This is a genomic window from Crateriforma spongiae, assembly GCF_012290005.1.
In the GTDB taxonomy this organism is placed as follows: domain Bacteria; phylum Planctomycetota; class Planctomycetia; order Pirellulales; family Pirellulaceae; genus Crateriforma; species Crateriforma spongiae.
Genome location: NZ_JAAXMS010000040.1, coordinates 1 through 525, shown reverse-complemented (window position 1 = coordinate 525; position 525 = coordinate 1). Strand labels below are relative to the sequence as shown.

At 58.3% G+C, this 525-nt stretch carries 1 protein-coding gene; it reads left to right on the top strand.

From position 1 onward, the window contains the following. The coding region (locus tag HFP54_RS25100) for a hypothetical protein (protein WP_206036409.1) at window positions 1-438 on the top strand (438 nt) is incomplete at its 5' end. Between the last annotated feature and the right edge of the window lie 87 nt (window positions 439-525).

Below are 525 nucleotides of genomic sequence, written 5' to 3'. Positions count from 1 at the left end.
CCGTTATCCGACAGAATCTTGTCCAAACCCAATCCTGCATTGACTAACCAGCCCTACCATCCACCTGCGATGCCGAACGAAGACCCGAGCGTCGACTTGGACCGCACGCATAAGGCGTCGCTACTGCCCTATGCTCAGCTCGGGGTTCGCTTGCTTGGCGTGATGTTCTTCGTCGACGGCCTTAGCTCAATCTTCGGCGGTTTAATTCAGAACACGTTCCAAGCACAGGCCTATGCTGAGTCGGGATACGAAGTCGCGATTGACCCGCACTCTGCTGGATGGGCTGCCGGCGGACTTCCCTACTTGGTCGCTGGCCTTTACCTGATGATCGGCGGCAACTGGTTGCTTCTCGCTGTATTCACATCGCCATCGGCATCCGAAACACAGGATGATCCCGACGACCAACTCCAACGTACCGAGTCCGATGCGGACGGATAACCATGGCGTGCACACGGAGCGGGGCTTGCGGCCCGATTCAGAATGGTCAACGTTACTCTCCCCGCCCGGTGACGCCGGTCGTTAGCC